Annotated in this window: 12 protein-coding genes and 3 pseudogenes; 5 read left to right on the top strand and 10 right to left on the bottom strand. The window is 72.5% G+C overall.

The window, feature by feature from the left end; all coding sequences use genetic code 11:
- The 3 genes from ACZ5C2_RS10285 to ACZ5C2_RS10275 all read right to left on the bottom strand — a co-directional run bounded on the left by ACZ5C2_RS10285 (nucleotide 1) and on the right by ACZ5C2_RS10275 (nucleotide 3,352).
- Entirely contained in the window at nucleotides 1-2,223 is a 2,223-nt protein-coding gene (locus ACZ5C2_RS10285) for an NHLP family bacteriocin export ABC transporter peptidase/permease/ATPase subunit (protein WP_468788664.1), read from the bottom strand.
- Nucleotides 2,220-3,026, bottom strand: coding sequence for a hypothetical protein (locus ACZ5C2_RS10280; protein ID WP_468788662.1), 807 nt, complete (start codon nucleotides 3,024-3,026; stop codon nucleotides 2,220-2,222). Before ACZ5C2_RS10280 ends, ACZ5C2_RS10285 begins: the two co-directional genes overlap by 4 nt.
- A 110-nt stretch (nucleotides 3,027-3,136) precedes the next feature.
- On the bottom strand, nucleotides 3,137-3,352 hold the full coding sequence (locus ACZ5C2_RS10275) for a type A2 lantipeptide (RefSeq protein WP_360406196.1): 216 nt from the start codon (nucleotides 3,350-3,352) through the stop codon (nucleotides 3,137-3,139).
- Nucleotides 3,353-3,919: 567 nt separating this feature from the next.
- Between ACZ5C2_RS10275 and ACZ5C2_RS10270 the strand changes: the two genes are divergently transcribed.
- On the top strand, nucleotides 3,920-5,230 hold the full coding sequence (locus ACZ5C2_RS10270; RefSeq protein WP_468788660.1) for a S1 family peptidase: 1,311 nt from the start codon (nucleotides 3,920-3,922) through the stop codon (nucleotides 5,228-5,230).
- A gap of 638 nt (nucleotides 5,231-5,868) precedes the next feature.
- Here the strand turns inward: ACZ5C2_RS10270 and ACZ5C2_RS10265 are convergent.
- The gene (locus tag ACZ5C2_RS10265; protein ID WP_468788658.1) at nucleotides 5,869-8,013 is read right to left on the bottom strand and encodes a SpoIIE family protein phosphatase; all 2,145 of its coding nucleotides are present in this window, start codon (nucleotides 8,011-8,013) and stop codon (nucleotides 5,869-5,871) included.
- Nucleotides 8,014-8,275: 262 nt separating this feature from the next.
- Between ACZ5C2_RS10265 and ACZ5C2_RS10260 the strand changes: the two genes are divergently transcribed.
- A complete protein-coding gene (locus ACZ5C2_RS10260; RefSeq protein ID WP_468788656.1) occupies nucleotides 8,276-10,717 on the top strand; it encodes a SpoIIE family protein phosphatase in 2,442 nt (813 codons plus the stop codon).
- 303 nt (nucleotides 10,718-11,020) lie between these two features.
- Nucleotides 11,021-11,140: pseudogene (locus ACZ5C2_RS10255) on the top strand (CBS domain-containing protein); the annotation flags it as partial.
- A 138-nt stretch (nucleotides 11,141-11,278) separates the two neighbouring features.
- Here the strand turns inward: ACZ5C2_RS10255 and ACZ5C2_RS10250 are convergent.
- The 5 genes and pseudogenes from ACZ5C2_RS10250 to ACZ5C2_RS10230 all read right to left on the bottom strand — a co-directional run bounded on the left by ACZ5C2_RS10250 (nucleotide 11,279) and on the right by ACZ5C2_RS10230 (nucleotide 12,908).
- The gene (locus ACZ5C2_RS10250) at nucleotides 11,279-11,779 is read right to left on the bottom strand and encodes a metallophosphoesterase family protein (protein WP_468788654.1); all 501 of its coding nucleotides are present in this window, start codon (nucleotides 11,777-11,779) and stop codon (nucleotides 11,279-11,281) included.
- Between the two features lie 43 nt (nucleotides 11,780-11,822).
- Nucleotides 11,823-12,002, bottom strand: a complete 180-nt coding sequence (locus ACZ5C2_RS10245; protein WP_468788652.1) for a hypothetical protein — start codon at nucleotides 12,000-12,002, stop codon at nucleotides 11,823-11,825.
- A 137-nt stretch (nucleotides 12,003-12,139) separates the two neighbouring features.
- Nucleotides 12,140-12,481, bottom strand: a complete 342-nt coding sequence (locus ACZ5C2_RS10240) for a CBS domain-containing protein (RefSeq protein ID WP_468788650.1) — start codon at nucleotides 12,479-12,481, stop codon at nucleotides 12,140-12,142.
- A pseudogene (locus ACZ5C2_RS10235) lies at nucleotides 12,448-12,765 on the bottom strand (XdhC family protein); the annotation flags it as partial. The gene ACZ5C2_RS10240 and the pseudogene ACZ5C2_RS10235, both read right to left, overlap by 34 nt.
- A complete protein-coding gene (locus tag ACZ5C2_RS10230) occupies nucleotides 12,753-12,908 on the bottom strand; it encodes an XdhC family protein (RefSeq protein ID WP_468789134.1) in 156 nt (51 codons plus the stop codon). The gene ACZ5C2_RS10230 and the pseudogene ACZ5C2_RS10235, both read right to left, overlap by 13 nt.
- A gap of 282 nt (nucleotides 12,909-13,190) precedes the next feature.
- Between ACZ5C2_RS10230 and ACZ5C2_RS10225 the strand changes: the two genes are divergently transcribed.
- Nucleotides 13,191-15,164 (top strand): GTP-binding protein, encoded by a 1,974-nt coding sequence (locus tag ACZ5C2_RS10225; protein ID WP_468788648.1) that lies wholly within the window; start codon nucleotides 13,191-13,193, stop codon nucleotides 15,162-15,164.
- A gap of 35 nt (nucleotides 15,165-15,199) precedes the next feature.
- Here ACZ5C2_RS10225 and ACZ5C2_RS10220 read toward each other — a convergent pair whose 3' ends face one another.
- On the bottom strand, nucleotides 15,200-16,462 hold the full coding sequence (locus tag ACZ5C2_RS10220) for a YncE family protein (protein ID WP_468788646.1): 1,263 nt from the start codon (nucleotides 16,460-16,462) through the stop codon (nucleotides 15,200-15,202).
- Between the two features lie 175 nt (nucleotides 16,463-16,637).
- Between ACZ5C2_RS10220 and ACZ5C2_RS10215 the strand changes: the two are divergent.
- A pseudogene (locus tag ACZ5C2_RS10215) lies at nucleotides 16,638-16,889 on the top strand (helix-turn-helix domain-containing protein); the annotation flags it as partial.
- Nucleotides 16,890-16,993: the final 104 nt, after the last annotated feature.

Below are 16,993 nucleotides of genomic sequence, written 5' to 3'. Positions count from 1 at the left end.
TCAACGCTCCCTGACCAGCGCCGCGTACGCGCCGCCGCGCGCCACCAGTTCCTCGTGCCGTCCGCGCTCCACGACCGTGCCGTGGTCCAGGACGACGATCTCGTCGCTGTCGCGCACCGTGCTCAGCCGGTGCGCGATCACCACACAGGCGCAGCCGCGCCGGCGAAGGTTGTCCATCACGACCAACTCGGTCTCGGCGTCCAGCGCGCTCGTCACCTCGTCCAGCACCAGGATGCTCGGCCGGCGCACCAGTGCCCGCGCGATCTCCAGGCGCTGGCGCTGCCCGCCGGAGAAGTTCCGGCCGTCCTGCTCGACCGGGCTGTGGATGCCGCCCGGCCGGCGCGTGATCACGTCGTACAGCGCTGCGTCCCCGAGCGCCTCCACCACCGCCTCGTCCGGGATCGACGGGTCCCACAGCGCCACGTTGTCGCGCACGGTGCCCTCGAACAGGAACACGTCCTGGTCGACGAAGGAGACGGAGGCGGCCAGTGCCCCGCGGGGGATGTCCTCGATGCGCTGCCCGTCGATCCGGATCACGCCCTCCCACGGCGCGTACAGCCCCGAGATCAGCCGCGACACCGTGGACTTGCCGCTCCCGGAGCCGCCGACCAGCGCCACCTGCTGTCCGGGGCCCACCGTCAGGTCGAACCCGGTCAGCAGTGGCTCGTCCAGCGGGTTGTAGCCGAAGGCGAGGTTCTGCAGTTCGACATGACCGTGCATCCGGCGGGTCGACTCACCGGCGCCGGGACGGCCGTAGAGCGGGTCCGCCCGGAAGTTCTCCACGTCCTTCAGCCGGGCCACGTCCGCCGCGAAGTCCTGGATCCGTCCCGCCACGCCGTTGAGCCGGGTCAGCGGCGCGGTGAACCGGGTGACCAGCGCCTGGAACGCGACCAGCAGCCCGACCGAGACATGGCCCTCGACCGCCCGCAGGCCGCCGATCCACAGAATCAGCGCGCTGTTGAGGGCGGCGAGCGTCGGCGCGACGATGCCGAGCCAGGCCGTCGGCACCCCGAGCCGCTGCTGCTCCTCCAGGGTCGTGGCGTGCTGCCCGGCCCACCTGCGGAAGTAGCCGTCCTCCCCGCCCGTCGCCTTCATCGTCTCGATCAGCTGCAGACCGGTGTACGCCGTGTTGGTGAGCCGTGCGGTGTCCGCCCGCAGCTTCGCCGTACGGGTCGCGCGCAGCCGGATGACGACCCGCATCGCCATGATGTTCAGCAGCGCCACACCGATGCCCACGAACGTCAGTTGCGGGTCGTAGGTGTACAGCAGGACCGCGTACAGCACGACCACCAGCGCGTCCACGCCCGCCGCCGACAGATCGCGGGCCAGTGTTTCGGCCACCGCGTCGTTGGACTGCAGCCGCTGCACCAGATCGGCCGGGCTGCGCTGGGCGAAGAACGTCACCGGCAGCCGCAGCAGATGGCGCAGGAAGCGGGCGCTGGACAGCGTGGAGGAGATCAGCCGGCCGCGCAGCAGATTCCCCTGCTGGAGCCAGGTCAGCACCAGTGTGAGCAGCACACAGGCGCCCATCGACGTGAACAGCACGTCCAGCGTCGAGGTCCGGCCGCCGATCAGGAACTCGTCGATGAAGGTACGGCTGAGCCCGGGCACCGCCGCGCCCACCGCCACCAGCAGCAGACTCGACAGCACCACCGCCGGCATGGTGCCCGCCGTCCCGCGCAGCCGGGCCGGCATCGCACCGAGCACGCCCGGCTTGCGGCCGCCCCGGGTGAAGTCCGCGCCGGGCTCCATCACCAGGACGACACCGGTGAAGCTGCCGTCGAACTCCTCCAGAGGGACGAACCGCCGCCCCTTGCCCGGGTCGTTGATGTACACCCCGCGGCGGCCGAACCGGCGGCCCATGCCGTCGTAGACGACGTAGTGGTTGAACTCCCAGAACAGGACGGCCGGTGCCGCCACCTCGGCGAGCGCGGCCAGATCCATCTGCATGCCCTTGGCGGTCAGCCCGTAACTCCGTGCCGCCTTCAGCAGGTTGCTGGCGCGCGATCCGTCCCGGGAGACACCGCACGCGATGCGCAGCTCTTCCAGCGGGACATGGCGGCCGTAGTGGCCGAGCACCATGGCGAGCGAGGCGGCGCCGCACTCCACCGCCTCCATCTGGAGCACCGTGGGTGTACGGACCGGCCTGGCCCGGGACTTGGGTACCTTGCGCTTCGGCGGGGCGGCCCGGCGTCTGCCGCGGGTCTCCTGGGCCGTGGTCACGGCAGCAGCCAGTCGACGGGGCGCCGGTCGGCCAGCCGGACCGAGGCCGTCGCCAGTGTCATCGAGGTCAGCCCGAACGGCGGACCGTCCGCGGACGACCACTCGTAACCGCTCTCCGTGGTGGAGGACTTCTCCAGCTCGACCGTGACCGCCACCGGCCTACCCTCCTTGGTGAACTGCTCGCCGAGCCGGCTGTCCCCGAGGAACGCGGCGATCTGCTGGGCCGACTGGGCCGAGCGGTCCACCGACTTCACCCTGCCGTGCAGCACGCCGTACTCCTGGCTGGGCACCGACTGCACCGTCAGGTCGACCGGGGCGTGTGCGGGGACGCCGGCGGCGCTCTCGGTGGGGACGTACACCGTCGCGTACAGCGGGGCCTTCGCGTGGGCGGTCCTCTCCACGGCGGCGACGTCCGCGCCGGTGGAGATGATCTGCCCGGTACTGGCGACGAGCGCGGTGATCCGGCCCGCGTCGAGGGTGCGGACGACTTCGTCGCCCTGTCCGGTGCGCACCGTCAGGACGGGGGAGCCGGCGGGCAGCCGCTCGCCCTGCTTCGCCAGGACGGCGGTGACCTGTCCGGCGACCGGGCTCTGCAGGACGTAACTGCCCTGCCCGTGCGTGAGGATGGCGGGCGCGCCGACCGTGGAGGACACCGATCCGGTCACTGCCCACACCGAGGCGGCGGCCATCGCGATCACCGTCACGGACAGCACCAGCCAGCCCTGCGGGCGGGCGAAACGCACCGGGAGATCGAGCTCCTCCGGTGACTGGAGCTTGGCGAGGGCCTGTTGGCGGAACTGCACGGGTCTTCCCTCACCTGGACGAACGGTGCGACGGGACGTGGGACTTCGGGCGCATCACTGAGTCCCGGAGCCGGGGGGCGGCTCCGGGACTCGGCGACACGAGGACGCGGTCAGAGACCGGCGACCAGGTTCGTGACCGGGGCGGTGTTCAGACCGGTGGCACCCTCGACGGTGCCGACCACCGTGTCGACCAGGCCGGAGACCGGGGCGATGCCGTCCACCGCGCCCGTAAGGGTGTTCACGGCGTTCACGGACAGGCCGCCGGAGACGTTGTCGAGGTCGGCGTCGGAGATCTCGACGGTCTCGACCTGGGGGGTGGAGTTCATGATGGAACTTCCCTTCGTATGGAATGTCACAAGGGGGAGCGGCCCTCTCCGGGGAACAGACGAAGGCCGCGGACCGCGGGCGCCGGACGCCCGTCACCGGGAGCCCGAAGCGGCCTTGCGGTGCGATGGATCAAAGCACGCGGTGGGTGCGGGCTTCCAATCAACCAAACGTCTCACCAGGCAACTTGCGGCCGGTCGGCGTCCAGGCGTGCAGACGTGGGCACGGCTCGGCGGCGAGTTCTTCACATGGCGCACCGCATCGGCTCATCCGGTCCCTTGCGCCCCGGCGGCCGGAATCCGGTACACCGCCCCAAAGGCGTGATCGGCCGGCCGGCCTGTGGGCGAACACCGGCTCCGGTGACCGGGTTGGGCATTCGCTGTGCAGATTCGCTGAAGCCGCGATTCCGCTGTGCGATCGCGACGCGGTGCACATGGCCGATGACGCGGTGTGAGAGCGGGGCGGGATTGAACACGCCCCGCGCCCCGTGCGTACCAACAGCCATCCAGGCGCCCCCGACAGCTGCCGAACGGCGGCACGACTCCGGTCCCCCCAGGAGGTCGAGTAGTTTGAGTCACAAGCGAATTCCGAAGCGCAAGGCCGCGATAGCGGTGGGCGGTGTGGTGGCGCTCGGAGCCGCCGCGATCCTGCTCCCGAACGCCAACGCGTCGCAGGACGGCACGTCGGACGGCGTGGCGGCGGCGCCGAAGACCCTGAAGGCGGGCGACGCCTCGGATCTCGCCTCGCGGCTCGCCGGGCTCCTCGGCGACGCGTTCGCCGGCTCCTACTACGACGGCGACAACAAGCAGCTCGTCGTGAATGTCGTACCGGGCGACAACAACAACGTCGTCGTCCAGGCCGAGAAGGCGGGAGCGGCGGTCCGCGAGGTCGACAACAGCATGTCCGAGCTGGAGACCGGGGCGCGGACACTGAAGGCGGAGGCGACCATCCCCGGCACCTCGTGGGCCGTGGACCCGCGCACCAACAAGATCCTCGTCACCGCGGACAGCACGGTGACCGGGGACAAGTGGGACCAACTGGAGTCCACCGTGGAGAGCCTCGGCTCCGGCATGGCCACCATCAAGAAGTCCGCGGGGACCTTCAAGACGTTCGTGTCCGGCGGCGACGCCATCTTCTCCGGCGGTGCGCGCTGCTCGCTCGGCTTCAACGTCACGGCGGGCGACGGCACTCCGGCTTTCCTGACGGCCGGTCACTGTGCCGTCGGGGGCGATCAGTGGTCCGACGCGCAGGGCGGACAGCCGATCGCCACGGTCGACCAGGCGGTCTTCCCCGGCGAGGGCGACTTCGCGCTGGTCACGTACGACGACCCCGCCACCCGGGCACTGAGCGAGGTCAACCTCGGCGACCAGACGCTGGCGATTTCCCAGGCCGCTGAGGCCACCGTCGGTCAGGAGGTGTTCCGGATGGGCAGCACCACCGGGCTCGCCGACGGCCAGGTGCTAGGCCTGAACGCCACGGTGAACTATCCGGAGGGCACGGTCACCGGTCTCATCCAGACCGACGTCTGCGCCGAACCCGGCGACAGCGGCGGCTCGATGTTCACCCGGGACGGCCTCGCCGTCGGCCTGACCTCGGGCGGCAGCGGCGACTGCACCTCCGGCGGCGAGACGTTCTTCCAGCCGGTCACCACGGCCCTGGCCGCGGTCGGCGCGACCCTCGGCGCGGAAGGCGGCGCGGGCGCGGGTGACCAGGCAGGCGGCGACCAGGCAGGCGGCGACCAGGCGGGCGGCGAGCAGGCGGGCGGCGAGCAGGCGGGCGGCGAGCAGTCCGGCCCGGGTGAGGAGGCCGGCGGCGAGGACGCCGGTGCGGGAGCCGGCCAGGGAGCCGAGGACGGGTCCGGCCTGACCCGGACCCGCTGACACCCCTCTGCCCCGTGCGCCCCGGCCCGGCCCCGCCACCCAGCGGTGACGGGCCGGGCCGGGCCGCGGTCTGCGGGACGGCGGCCCGCAGACCCGCACGGCGACGCGCCCTCTTCCACGGGTCCCTGCGTCCGAAGGGACGCGCCCGCGCGGGAGAGGAGTGCCGGACGACCCCCGTGGGTGACGTGGCTTTCCGTTTCCCGCGGTGCGGCGGGGCCCTTCGGCGGTCGTGCTTCGGGTGTACGGCGGCACGCGCGTCGGCGGGAAGGTGCGTGCCGGATGCCGTTGTGGGCGACATGGCCTTCTGCGTTCCGTGGTGGAGTGGGGCCCTTCGGTGGCCGCGTGCGGGTGTGCGGCGGCACGCATGGCGCCGGCCGTTGACCCGGAGCCCGCTCCGGGCGGGCCCTGCCGTCGGCCGTTGTGCGGGACGTCCAGCTGCCGCCGCGCGGAATCCCGGCCCGGGCCGGCCGCGTCGCGTCCCGTGCGGACCCTCCGTACACCGGCCCGTCGTCCGGAGGCCGCGTGCTCACGAGGGTGGACCGCTGACCCGTGCGGTGGGGTGACGGACCAGGGCACAGCCAGGCGAGGGACTCCCGTGGGCCGGGGATCGTGCCCCGGCCCACGGCGGCCCGCCGGCGTCAGTCGTCCGGCAGGACCCCGATCAGCAGCACCGCTATGTCGTCCAGGCGGCCCTCCGCGTTCGCGCCGTGCTGGACCAGCGCGTCGGCCAGCTGGTCCAGAGGCAGGTCACCCAGGTCGGTGAGGCGGCGGCACAGACCGGCCAGGGACTCCTCGAAGTCCGTACCGGGGGACTCCACCAGACCGTCGGTGTACAGAACGAGCAGCGAACCGGGGGAGAGGTCCACCTCGGTCGACGGGTAGGCCGCCGAGCCGTCGATCCCCAGCAGAGGGCCGCCGGCCAGGTCCAGTACCCGGACCCGCCCGTCCGGCCCGCGCAGCAGCGGCGGCGGATGACCCGCACGGGACATCACGGCCCGTCCGTGCGCGGGATCCAGCCGCAGGTACAGGCAGCTCGCGAACAAATCCGAACCCAGGTCCAGCAACAGCCGGTTGGTGCTGCGCATGACCTCCTCGGGCGCCTGGCCCACGGCCGTGTACGCGCGCACGGCGGTGCGGACCTGCCCCATCAGCCCGGCCGCCGTCACGTTGTGCCCCTGTACGTCCCCGATCACCGCCGCCGCCATGCCCTGGGTCGGCACCAGGTCGTAGAAGTCGCCCCCGATCTCCATCCCCTGGGTCGCCGGCAGATAGCGTGCGGCCGCCTCGATCCCGGCCAGCTGCGGCAGCGTGTGCGGCAGCAGTGCCTCCTGCAGCCCGTGCGCGAGCCGGTGCTTGGCGTCGTAGAGCAGGGCGCGCTCCAGGGCCTGGGCGATCAGTCCCGCCAGACTGGTCAGCACCGCCCGCTCCTCCGTCACGAAGTGGTGCTCCGACACGTAGGACAGCACCCACGTCCCCACCGGGCGCCCCGAGGCGATCAGGGGCAGAAAGGCCCACGCCGAGAACTCGGACAGGTTGTCCGCCAGTGCCGGATACAGACGTTCGACCTCCTCGCGGTTCTCGAAGAAGGCGGGCACCCCCGTGCGCAGCACCTGGTTGCCGGGGGTCGGCTCCGACAGGGGCATCCCGTCGTACCGCTCCGCGACCAGCGGATTCGTGTACCCCCGGTGTCCCAGCACCCGCAGCCTGCCCGCCCGGGGCCCGAGGACCACCAGCCCTTGGCTGCCCACGGCCGGCGCGATCTCGTCCGCCACCAGTTGCACCACGTCCTGCACCCCCACCGCCTCGGTCAGCGCACCGGCCAGGCTCAGCACCTGGGTGATGGTGACCAGCCGCGCGCCGTCCCGCCCGTGCCGCGGTGCCGTGCGGTTCATCTCAGTGACCGCGCGCGCCCGGCTGATCCGGACGCTGAGTCCGGTCGTGCTCGGATACAGCCGGAAGGACAGCCACTCGCCCGGCGGACGCAGCGCGATGAACGAGGTGACGTGCTGGCTGAACAGGGCGGCCCGGTAGCGGTCCTCGTACAGGGGGTCGTTCAGCCACGGCACCGACGCCCAGAGGTGGGCGCCGAGCAGCCGGTCCGCCGGAACGCCCAGCAGCTCGGAGGCGGCCGCGTTGGCGAAGCCGACCCGCCCGTGCACATCGAGCGAGCACAGACCGTACGGCAGCCGGGACACCATGCGTGCCGCCTCCACCGAGCCGAGCGTGCCGGACATGCCGCCCGCCGGCGGTGCGGCCAGCAGGTCGGGCTCGGGTTCCAGCGGCAGGCTCTGCTCGGCGGCACGCTCCAGCCGCACCGCCAGCCGGTCGCAGGAAGCGGTCAGATGATCGCGCTCCGAGTCGGACAGCTCCGGCCGGTGCCCGCCGGGCCAGGTCACGAAGACCGCCCCGTACGCCTTGGCGGAGGTCGCCACCGGCAGCGCGGCCAGCGCGAAGGGGTACGGCAGCGCCACGGCGATCCGGGGATAGTGCCGGGCCATCTCCTCCTCGCCACACACCCAGACCAGCCGCCGCTCGCGCACCGCGACGGCGACCGGGATCGGCGCGCTCAGCGCCACCCGCTCCCACGGGGCGGCGAAGGCGCGCGGCAGCCCCGCCATCACCGCCATCTCCAGCACCGGCTGGTCCGGCGCGAGCAGATACACCGCCCCCGAGTGGGCGTGCACCTCGTCCATCATCGAGGCCAGCGTCAGCGACAGCAGCGGACGGCCGACCGGCATCCGCGCACCCGCCGGAGCATGCGCGGACGACTGCCCCTCGGACATGCCGACCACCTCCTCGCAGGCCGCGCCCGCGACCCAATCTCCTCCCTGCCGGGCCGTCGCGCACGACGAGCGGCGAGGGGCTGTGCCGTGTGGTGGGGGAGAGCGGGCCGGCCACGACCCGGTGCCGCGGAGCACCCCTCCGGTCACCTCGCGGCCAGGGCCCCATGGCCTGCCGCCGAAGTCCATTGGGGGGGAAGCAGGGGGCAACCCGTCGGCCGCCGAACGCTCACAGGGGCTGCGCCGGTGTCCCATAAGCGCTGTAATGGCCAATGTGGTCAGTGAGGGCGCTGCGGGACGCAGCACGAGAACGCTGCGTGCGGAAGGTGCCCTGACGGCGATCGCGGTCGACCCGCAGTCACCCGAGCGGGTGCGCAGGATCCTGGAGCAGGCCCTCGTCTTCGCCGGGGCGGCGTTCGCCGCCGTGTACGCGCCCGGCGCGGACGGGGAGCTGCTGTATCTGGCGGAATCCGCCGGGATGCCGAGAACGCTGTGCGGGGTACGGGACAGCTATCCCGTCGCGGGGTGGACCCCGGTGGCGGAGGCGCACCGCGGACGGCCGGTGTGGCTGAGGCCCGAGGACCTCGCCGCACAGGCCCAGTCGAGGCGCGTGCCCAGCCGCGACTTCCATCTGGCGGCGCTGCCCGTGCGCCGGGGCGGCGGCTGTCTCCTCGCGGTCAGCGAGCGCCCCGGCGGGTTCGACGCCGACGACCGTGTCTGCCTCGGCCTCGTCGCCGACGCCGTCGTCTTCCCCGCGCCGGCGGCTGCCACCGACGGCGCGGAGCTGCCGTCCGGTGGCTTCAGCCTTGCCATGGACACCGGCCGGGTCCGGGTCGACGAGGACATCCTGGAGCTCTTCGGCCTCCAGCCGGGTGAGTTCGACGGACGGGTGGAGACCCTGCTGGGCCTGACGGTGCCGGAGGATCTGCCCTCACTGATGTCGGTCGTCGAGGCCGACCACATGACCATCGGCGAGCGCGAACTGGAGTTCCGGGTGCTCCAGCCCGCCGGACCGCCCAAGTGGCTCCGGCTGCGCGGCCGGCTGCTGCCCGGCGGCGAGGGGCGCCCGGCCCGCCTCGTGGGCTCCGTCGCCGACGCCTCCACGCTGCGCTCCGACATCACGGACGTGGCCCGCGTCCAGCGGCTCGCCGCCGCGCTGGCCACCGCGGTCACCGTCCGCGACGTCGGCAAGGCCGTGGTGGCCGCGCTGCGCCGGCCGCTGCGCGCCGACCGGATCGCCCTGGCCGAGCTGGAGAGCGAGCGGCTCGTGGTCACCGTCCTGGACCCGCCCGAGCCGGAGGCGTGGCCGGAACTGTGGCGCGCGGAGTGGCGCACCGAGTGGCCCGACGCTCCCGTGCGCACCATGCCCACCCTCGCCGCCGCCCTGCGCGAGGGCCGCGCCAGTATCTGGCCGGCGGGTTCCCCGCTCGAGACCGCACTCGCCGAGGTCGGCCCCGGCGGTCTGGCCGTTCTGCCGCTGCCCGCCGGCAACCGCATGGCCGGTGCCTGCCTGATCGGCTGGGACGCGCCGCACGACTTCGGCGCCGACGAACGGGCCCTGCTCACGGCGGCCGCCGGCCTCGCCGGACAGGCCCTGATGCGGGCCCGGGCCTTCGACGCCGAACACGAACTGGTCGGCATGCTCCAGCGCCAGCTGCTGCCCCGCCGGCTGCCCCGGCTGCCGGGCGCGGTCGCCGTCGCCCGCTATCTGCCCAGTACCGCCGGGCTGGAACTCGGCGGCGACTGGTACGACGTCATCCCGCTGCCGGACAACCACGTCGCCCTCGTCATCGGCGACGTCCAGGGGCACAGCGCCGGCGCCGCCACCCTGATGGGTCAGATGCGCACCGCGCTGCGTGCCTACGCCGTCGAGGGACACCCCCCGGACGTGGTGGTGTCCCACGCCAACCGGCTGCTCATGGACATGGAAACGGACCTCTTCGCGACCTGCTGCTACGTCGACGTGGACATGGAGGAGGGCTTGGCCTGGTGCGTACGCGCCGGTCACCTGCCGCCGGTGCTGCGTCACCCGGACGGGCGTACGGATATCGCGGAGGCCGAGGGCGGTCCGCCGCTCGGCGTGGTGCGGCAGAGCGACTTCCCCATGAGCCCGCTGCGGCTGCAGCCCGGCACGATGATCGCCCTCACCACGGACGGCCTGGTCGAGTCGCACGAGGCCGACATCGACGAGGGCATGGACCGCTTCGCCCGGCACCTGGCCGCCTCCGACCCCGCACACCTGGGGGCGATCGCCGACACCCTGCTCGGCAAGGCACCGCGCAGCGACGACGTGGCCCTTCTGCTGATGCGCTACGACGGCATGACCTCGCGCCCGCTGAGGGAGAGCTGGACGGTGTGGCGGGTGCCCCAGGCGGTCGGGCACGCCCGCCGCTTCACCCGGCGCACGCTGCGTTCCTGGGGCGTGACCGTGGACATCGACGCCGCCCTGCTCGCCGTGTCCGAACTGGTGACCAACGCCCTGGTGCACACCGAGGGCCAGGTCCGTCTCGACCTCACCCTGGTGGGCGGCCGGCTGCGGCTCGCGGTCGCCGACTCCTCGCCCCGCAGCCCCGTGAAGCCCACCAGCATCGGCTGGGAGGCCACCGGCGGCCGGGGCATCCTGCTCGTCGAGGCCGTGTCGGCGGCCTGGGGCACCCTTCCGGTCAGCGGGGGCAAGCAGGTGTGGGCGGAGTTCGTCCTGCGCTGACGACCACCCGGCGGGCCTGCTGCGCCGACGACCCGGCGGCCCGCCGGACGGCTCACAACACGCTTCCGTACATGTCATCGAGTCCGCCCGGAGAACCTCCTCGGCGTTGCTGGAGGAGGCAACCTCGTGACCGGTGAAGGCGTGGGTGGTGACGTCCGTCCGTACGGTGGCGAGCAGCGCGGCCGGACCCGCACGTGCCGCTCGTCCGCGACCGTCCCTTCGAAGCCGCACGCGCACGCTGACCGTACGGCCCCGGCGGGTACCCGGGACGCCACGCGAAGACAGGGACGAGAGGGATACGTCATGGCACAGCACGTCCGCGACATCATGACCGCCGCACCCGTGACCGTCGGGCCGCAGGCCTCCGTCGCGGAAGTCGCCCATATCATGCGCGACCGCGACCTCGGTGCCGTCCGGCAGACCCAGCGAAGAGGGATGTGTGAGTCCGGCACGGACGGGTAACCGCCCGGTACCACCTCCGATCGTGGGAAGGAGGTCCGTGAAAGCGCACGTACTCACAGCGCCCGGGCCGCTTCCACCGACACGAAGCGGCCCGGACCATCAGGGCGGGGGCAGTCGGCGCACATCCACCTCGGTCAGCCGGCCACCGGTGATCACGGCGGTCATATAGGTGCAGTGGGGCTGACGGCGGCGGTCCGTCGGAGAGCCCGGATTGAGCAGACGTAGTCCCGTGGGCGCGGTGGTGTCCCACGGGATATGACTGTGTCCGAACACCAGTACGTCGCAATCGCTGAAGAGCGCGGCGCACCGGTTCTCCCGCCCCGCGGCGGGTCCCGTCTCGTGGATCACGCCGAAGCGCAGTCCGCCGAGATCGGCGTACGCGGTCTCGGGCAAGCGGGCGCGCAGCTCGGGGCCGTCATTGTTGCCGTACACGGCGACCAGCCTGCGGCTGCGGCTCTCCAGCAGATCGAGGGTGTCGGTGTCGACCCAGTCCCCCGCGTGGAAGACGACGTCCGCACGGGGGATCTCGTCGAGCAGCGGACCGGGCAGCCGCTTGGCCCGCCGGGGCAGGTGGGTGTCGGACATCAGCAGCAGTCGCACGGATCACAGCCCAGGTGTGCCCGACCGGTCCGTCGGGACACCGCTAGTCCTCGCCCCGCACTATGTTCCCCTCCGTCCCCGTCCCCGGGACCGTGGAGGTGGTGTCACGGGCCACGGCGGGCAGGCAGGTCCGCAGAGGGTCCTTGCCGCGCAGTCGCCGGGCTCGCGCCCAGCCGGTCTCCGGTCGGCGGGGCCGGGGTTCGCCACTGATCTCCGTTGTCACGACGCATCAACTTCCTTCTGCTTCCGCTGGCCTCCGGGTCCCCGTGGCCGCGTGGGGCAAACACCCGCCGTCGCGCATGTCGCCGCGGTCCCAGCCCGCCGCTTGTCGCGCGGAGTTCCCCGTAGACCCGGGTCGGCTCATGCATGGGGCCGGGCCACGCTGATGTCGCCCAGGGCGGACTCCGGGTCGCGCTCCATGGCGGCATCGCCCAGCGTGACGACGCCCACGGCCTGTCCGCCCTCGACGACCGGGAGGCGGCGCACGGCGTGCTCGCGCATCAGCCGTACCGCGTGGTCCAGGTCGTCGTCCGGTGCCACGGCCACCAGGTCGTCGCTGCACGCGCCGGCCACGGTGGTCTCCTCGGTGTCCACGCCCCGGGAGACCGACCGCACCACCAGGTCACGGTCGGTGACCAGGCCGCGCAGCCGGTCGCCGTCGGTCCCGGGGGCCGTGGATGGACCGCTCCCCGCGTCCCGCACAGCGGTGCGCCCGTACCGCCCCAGCGCAGCGCGACGATCTCCGCGGCCACGGACACCGCCACCTCCTCGGGGGCACGGGCGCCGAGATCGAGCCCGACGGGTGAGCGGAGCCGGGACAGTTCGCGTTCGGTGAGGCCCGCTTCGGCCAGTCGCCGCGTGCGCTCGGCGTGGGTGCGGCGGCTGCCCATCGCACCGATGTAGGCGGCGGGCCGGCGCAGCGCCTCCAGCAGCAGCGGTACATCGGACTTCGGGTCGTGGGTGAGTACACAGATCACCGTGCGTTCGTGGCCTCGCCGTCCGCGACGGCCTCCCGCGCCAGATCGAACACCGCGCCTTCGACACAGCCCCCGGACACGCTGCCCACCACCTCGTCGCCCGGGCCGACGGCCATGGCCGCCCCCGGATGCCGGGGCGCGCTGCGGCTCACCTCGACGACCACGGCCAGGGCGAACGGTTCCCGGGCCGCGTACCAGCGGCCGAGCACCGAGAGAATGTCGCGCACGATCGGCTCTTCTTCCACCCTGGTGACTTCCCCGCGTCGCCGCCGCCATCCCGGCCCGGGGCGCCCGCTTAACCCGTTGCGGGCGTCCGCGCGAATCTGCTGTCATTCCGGGGACAGCACAGTCCAGGCCCCGAGGAGCAGCAGTGCGAGCACCGTTCATGTCCCCCCTGGAAGGAACAGCCCCCTCTTCGAAGGACATGACGCTTCGTGCCCGTGCTCAATCTTGGAATCCTCGCCCACGTCGACGCCGGTAAGACCAGCCTGACCGAGCGGCTGCTGCACACGGCCGGTGTGATCGACGAGGTCGGCAGCGTGGACGCCGGCAGCACCACCACCGACACGCTCGCGCTGGAGCGTCGGCGCGGCATCACCATCAAGTCCGCCGTGGTCTCGTTCCCGCTCGACGACGTGACGGTCAACCTCCTGGACACGCCCGGCCACCCGGACTTCATCGCCGAGGTGGAGCGGGTGCTCGGCGTGCTGGACGGGGCCGTGCTGGTCCTCTCCGCCGTGGAGGGCGTACAGGCGCAGACGCGGGTGCTGATGCGCACGCTGCGGCGGCTGTCCATCCCGACCCTGCTCTTCGTCAACAAGATCGACCGGCCCGGGGCCCAGGAGACGGAACTGCTCAGGGCGATCTCCACGCGTCTCACCCCGGCGATCGTGCCCATGGGCACCACGGGCCGGCTCGGCACACCCGGGGCCCGGTTCGTCCCCGGGCTCCGCCCGGCCGCCCTCGACGTCCTCACCGTCCACGACGACGAGCTGCTCGCCGCGTACGTGGAGGGGGCCCTGACGGACACCCACCTGCGCGCGGCCCTGGTCGAGCAGACCCGCCAGACCCTCGTCCACCCCGTCCACTTCGGCTCGGCCCTCACGGGTGCCGGCATCGACGCTCTGCTCGCCGGCGTCAGGGAACTGCTGCCCCCCGCCGGCGGTGACCCCGACGGGCCGGTGTCCGGCACGGTGTTCAAGGTGGAGCGGGGACCGGCTGGGGAGAAGGTCGCCTACGCCCGCATGTTCTCCGGCACGCTGCGCATCCGCGACCGGATCCCGTTCGGCCCCGATGGTGCGGCGGAGGGCCGGGTCACCTGCATCAGTGTCTTCGGTCACGGCTCGGACGCCCGTACGGACGCGGTGCCGGCGGGCGGGATCGCCCGGCTGTGGGGACTGGCGGACATCCGCATCGGCGACGCGCTCGGCGAACCCCGCAAGGACCACGGGCACGTCTTCGCCCCTCCCACCCTGGAGAGCGTCGTCGTGCCCGGACCGGACACCGACCCGGGTGCGCTGCATCTCGCGCTGGCCCAGCTCGCCGAACAGGATCCGTTGATCGCCCTGCGCCACGACGAGCGGCGGCGCGAGACCTCCGTGTCGCTCTACGGCGAGGTGCAGAAGGAGGTCGTCCAGGCCACCCTCGCCGAGGAGTACGGGATCGGCGTGACCTTCCGGGGGACGACACCGCTGTGCATCGAGCGGCCGGCCGGTTCCGGTGCAGCGGCCGAGTTCATCGGGAAGGACGCGAACCCGTTCCTCGCGACGGTCGGTCTGCGGGTCGACCCCGCTCCCCCGGGGGCGGGCCCGGACTTCCGTCTGGAGGTGGAGCTGGGCGCGATGCCGTACGCCTTCTTCAGGGCGGTCGAGGACACCGTGCGCGAGACCCTCGAACAGGGGCTGTACGGCTGGGCGGTCGCCGACTGCGTGGTCACCATGACCCACTCCGGTTACTGGCCCCGCCAGAGTCACGCCCACCAGGGCTTCGACAAGAGCATGTCGAGCACCGGCGCCGACTTCCGGGGCCTCACCCCGCTGGTCCTGGCCGAGGCCCTGCGGCGGGCGGGAACCGTGGTGTGCGAGCCGGTGCACCGCTTCCGGCTCGAGGCCCCGGCGGACACCCTCGGCGGCCTGCTTCCGGTGCTGACCGCCTCCGGCGCCGTACCGCGGACCACACGGATCCGCGGCGGGCTCTGCCTTCTGGACGGCACGGTCCCGGCGGCCCGGGTGCACGCGTTGGAACAGCGGCTGCCGGGCCTAACCCGGGGCGAGGGCGAGCTGGAGAGCGCCTTCGGGCACTACGCGCCCGTCCTGTACGGCGCGGTGCCCCGGCGCCCGCGTACCGACCACAACCCGCTGGACCGGAAGGAGTACCTGCTCAACGTGACGCGGCGGGTGGGTGGTTGAGCCCGCCACCCGCCGGTCCTCGGCGCCGGGCCGGGTCAGCTCCCCGACGGGCCGGACCAGTCGGCCCCGACCTGGCCGAGGCGCACCCGCTGCGGGTGGTCGCCGACGGGAACGGACACGGTCTTCTCGCCGGTCGCGAAGTCGATGGCGGTGACCCGGTCGGCGCCGCTCTCGGAGACCACGCAGGACCTCCCGTCGCCGCTGACGGTCGCCCAGTACGGCTTGGACACGGTGACCAGCGGCCCCTCTTGCAGGGTCGAGCGGTCGACGACGGTCGCGTAGTCGTCCATGGTGCCGGCGACGCACAGTTTGGTGCCGTCGGGCTTCATGGTGATGCCGTGGTGGCGCGAGTCGTTGACCCAGGTGGTGCGGTCGCTGCTGGTGGCCGGGTTCTTCGGCAGGGTCTTGGTGCGGGTGATCCTGTCGGTGGCGACGTCGTACTCGAGGAAGCCGTTGAAGAAGGAGACCTGGAAGTACAGCTTCGACTCGTCCGGGGAGAAGGCGGCCGGGCGGACCGCGTCCGAGTGGTCCTTCAGGCCAGCCGCGTCGAGCCGCTCGCGCATGTCGATGACCTTGACCTGCTCGAAGGTCGTGGCGTCGACGACCGTGATGCGCCGGTCGCCCTTCGTCCAGTCCAGCCAGGGCGCGTCGAGGGCGGTGTTCACCTCCCCGATGGACATGTTCCAGATGTGCCTGCCGTCGGCGCTGAAGACGTTCTCGTGCGGCTTGGCGCCCGTGGCGAACGAGCCGATCTCCTCGCCGGATTCGATGTCCAGGACGTGCACCCTGTCGGAGGTCGAGGCCGAGACGGCGACGCGCTTGCCGTCGGGGGAGACGGCCATGTGGTCGGAGCGGTAACCGGACACGGGGAAGCGCCAGTTGATCTGACCAGTGGTGAGATCGAGGGAGACCACATCGGCGAAGCTCGGCCGGGAGACCACCACCGAGGTGCCGTCCGGGGTGGAGTACATGTCGTCGACGAACTGGTCGTGGCCCTCCCCGACGCTGTTGCGGATGGCCATGAAGTAGATCCAGTGGATCGGGTCGGCGTTGATCTCGGCCATCCGCTCGTCCTTGTCGGGGACGACGTCGATCCGGCCGATCCGCGCGAAGTCGCCGGTGGACTCGATGACATCGGCGGTGCCGTCCCAGTTGTTACCCACGAACAGCACCTCGCGCAGGGCGTCGGAGGAGCCTTGCCCGGCGTCGGCGGCGCTCGCGACGGAGGCGGGGGCGGTGACGGTCAGGGCGAGGGCGGCGGCGAGGACGCACAGGTGCCTGGTTCTGCGGAGCGGCATGACTGCTCTCTTCTCTGCGAGTGGGGGTGAGTTGAACATGCCAAAGCGGGGACTGCGGGAATCTGAACACAGGCGCTTTCAGAATCAACTTACTGAAAAGTAAGGACGAGTGCCCCTTCTCCACAAGACTGCGTGCACGACAAAATCGGCCCTGCGAACAAGGAGGGGAGGGCCGGTGCCGGACAGACTGGGCGCACCGAGCGGCCGTTACGCCGGGAAGTCCGCAGAGGAGCGCAGGGCCGATCGGCGCCGGCGCTTTCTCGACGCGGCGCTCGAACTGTTCGGCGCCGGCCCCGGCTACCGGCACACCACCGTCGCCGCCCTCAGCGAGGCGGCGGGCCTGTCGACCCGTCAGTTCTACGAGGAGTTCCGCAATCTGGAGGACGTGCTGGCCGCACTGCACCTCCAGGTCAACGACCGGGCCGAGGCGGGGGGGGGGGGGGGGGGGGGGGGGGGGGGGGGGGGGGCAGAGGGGGGGGGGGGGGGGGGGGGGGGGGGGGCGAAGGGGGGGGGGGCTCGATGCTTGAGGGG

The sequence above is a fragment of the Streptomyces sp. NPDC031365 genome, assembly GCF_055569765.1.
Note: the sequence above shows the minus strand (reverse complement) of the source record. Positions and strands in the feature narration are given on the sequence as shown.